General features: G+C 37.7%; 3 protein-coding genes and 1 pseudogene. All 4 read right to left on the bottom strand.

Translation table 11 applies throughout. The features are described 5' to 3' along the window. Positions 1-319: 319 nt before the first annotated feature. Positions 320-727: a type II toxin-antitoxin system HicB family antitoxin gene (locus tag ACGF7G_RS21850; RefSeq protein ID WP_387468358.1), complete on the bottom strand. Its 408-nt coding sequence runs from the start codon at positions 725-727 to the stop codon at positions 320-322. Positions 728-811: 84 nt separating this feature from the next. Further along, positions 812-1,099: a hypothetical protein gene (locus ACGF7G_RS21855; RefSeq protein ID WP_133815880.1), complete on the bottom strand. Its 288-nt coding sequence runs from the start codon at positions 1,097-1,099 to the stop codon at positions 812-814. 462 nt (positions 1,100-1,561) lie between these two features. Beyond that, the gene (locus tag ACGF7G_RS21860; protein ID WP_387468360.1) at positions 1,562-2,419 is read right to left on the bottom strand and encodes a hypothetical protein; all 858 of its coding nucleotides are present in this window, start codon (positions 2,417-2,419) and stop codon (positions 1,562-1,564) included. Next, positions 2,412-2,921: pseudogene (locus tag ACGF7G_RS21865) on the bottom strand (hypothetical protein); the annotation flags it as partial. The gene ACGF7G_RS21860 and the pseudogene ACGF7G_RS21865, both read right to left, overlap by 8 nt.

Consider the following 2,921-nt stretch of genomic DNA (forward strand, 5'->3'; position numbering starts at 1 on the left):
TATAACCATCAACTGACGCCAATCTTTAGTTACGCAGCATTTAAACAGTATGGAATAGTGTCAAAATCAGATTCATCTGTATGTCAATTAATGACCAAAATGACGATTTACTGTGAAAAGCAGTAATGTGATGAAATTATAAGCGAAAAAATAAAGCCGACTAGTTCCGGCTTCATCCTCAACCCTACCCCCAAGGCGGGATTCTACTTTTGTATGGAAGTAGGCACCTATTTGAAAGCACATAAGCTGAATGAAGCGGTAACACACTCTGACGTGAAGATCCGCCTGTATAAAGAAAGGCCACCGCAGTGGCCTAATATCACCTGTGAGCAATTTCTTTTCTTGCCAACTCAGCGAGAAACGCAGAGCGGTTTTTATATCGTCCGCTTTTCTCAATGTAGCGATCAATCGCGGCAATGAGATTACCCGGCATTGTTAAATTGAATTTGACCGCCTTGGTTTCGTACTTACTTGGGTCGATTTCTACAAATGCAAGATAGCCAGAATCCTGGATTAATCGTTCATCACCTAAATAAGAAGTGGGGTCCGTAGGTGCTGGCACATGTTCACCGCGCTCGGTTAATACCTCCATGTGAGCACCAAAGGCGAACTCAGCATCTCGAACAGCCTCTTCAAGGGTATCCCCTGCGAAAAAACACCCAGTCACATCAGGAAAGTAACCATCAATACCGCTGTCATTCTTAAAAACGAATATGGGATAAATCATTTGCACCTCATTAGCTAACATATGATGAGTAGCGCTGTAAGGGAGCAGCTAACGCGGCACTTTCGCTTTCTTCTTAAGCAAAGCTCAGATTAAATTACGAAAGATTAATATTATAGTAATACCTAAAACAATATAAATAATTATAGGTATGCCCATAGCAAAAGCACCGACAAGGACAAAATCATAGTAGAAACTTGCATATTCTCTTACTATCCAAAGATTTATAGAACATTCCGTTACTTCCATACTCCCTTCGTTCCATCCGTGACAATTCATCATAGATATAACGGGCAGAATAAATATTATAAAAAAAATGATAAATGTAATAATATTTTTCTTATTTAAAATTTTATTAAGTATTTTTAATCGCATGGTACACCTTAATAGCTTTTTGAAATAGTAATCTGGACTTCTCGTAAGAATCCCATCGATATTATTACTCAATACTATTCATGAGTGAGGTCATGGCCTTTCTTATCCTGTTCATATGCTTCGTTATATATTCCCTGATGCTCGACATAAAAACAGGAGTTCATCCCACTTCGTGCTTTTCTGTCGTCAAAAAAGACTAAAGCTAGAGACCCCTCTTTTATTGATTTAATGAAAATCTCTGTCTATCACTGATCAATCATCCAAATATCACTAACTTAATCAATCTGGTTATAAATAAAAACCCGTTTACCGACTTTTAAGGTTAATTTGTGAATACAGGGGTCCGGAATTTTACAATCGCATACGGCACTTTTCATGTTCACTGAGAGCATAGTTTTTCCTTACTTCTCCGTATTAACTGCCGGAAAAAGTTAATACGGAGTTATCTAAAAGAAATCATAGTTATCTTGAAATCACCACTTTTCCATTGATTAAAGAAAAATAGGGGCTGAATGTACGACCGTTTTCACCACTCTTATCTCTAATTAACAATGGCGAATTATTACTACCCTCAATTTCAAATCGGAATAACCGTCCCTCCAGATAACGCACTAACTTATATTTTCTCCAATCTATCGGTATAGCCTGATAACCTTCATCAAAATTTCTCCCAAAGTCTAAAGAATCAAAATAACTTTGTTCCGTACTGTCATTAGCCTGCGCATGCTCATACAACATTATTTTAGCCGCATGCTGTAAAGCCATTGAATCTTTATTTTTCATTATTTGCCATATATTTTCATAGGCTTTTTTAACCAATTCCGTGCTTTCCTTCGTTTCCGGCAAAGGCGTAGCCATCGTCCAAGCCCAAACAGGCAAATCATTTAATGTCACCGTCCGCTCTGTATGATAATAAAATTCATCCAAGTATTCTTTTGTCGTAATTTTACTGGATTGTGCAGTATCAATATTAAAATTAACCGACTTCGTGCTACTAGGTTCCAATATACCGTTCTTATCTGCCACTCTGGTAATAATATTCGTGATTTCATCGGAATCATAGGGAGTCACTCTCACTAATCGGACCTTGCATTCTGCATCTTTTTCTTGATAAACATATTTATCATCCCGGGCACTTAATGGTCCCATATCAAGGCTGATAATATTTTTACCGTTTTGTAATATCACTGCAACATTGTAACCCGTTGATATAGTCCCGCTAATCGAACCCAAATTACTTAAAGTGTAGATCCCATTGACTTTAAGTACACAAAATGCCTGATTTGTTTCTAAATAAGCAATATATTTAACTTTATCCATCGTATTTCCCCCGTAAGCTGATAACGAAAATAAGGCCATAAAAAATACAAAAAAATTTTTCATTGTGATAACCACAGTTTGTATGTCGACTTCTCTTTTGGCAATTTCGGGTATATCTCCCATTTTTTTGTTTCTTATTATCTACTTTACTTCCTTGTCTAATAGAACTGCCATTATTTTCAGATGGCGCGACTCCCACCCCATATTCCATATAATAACTGGCAACGATCCCCTCATGAAAAAATACCAGATATAACCCGTTATCCTGCTTATCCAGTTCAAAACACCCTTCCGCTTCAATATCTGCACCGGCTTTAAAATATCCTTCTACCAGATAATATTTAAAACCCGCCTGAATATTCGTTTCCGCCCTAATCGCCAGCGTACCCCTGACGCTATCCCCCAACTGGAATTCCATTTCCCGCTCTTCATTGCTGGCATATTTAAATGACAGATTTAACGTCCCTTCCAGCACCATATCTAATTGCGCCCCCAGATAAGC

Source organism: Photorhabdus sp. RM323S (assembly GCF_042879375.1).
In the GTDB taxonomy this organism is placed as follows: domain Bacteria; phylum Pseudomonadota; class Gammaproteobacteria; order Enterobacterales; family Enterobacteriaceae; genus Photorhabdus; species Photorhabdus tasmaniensis.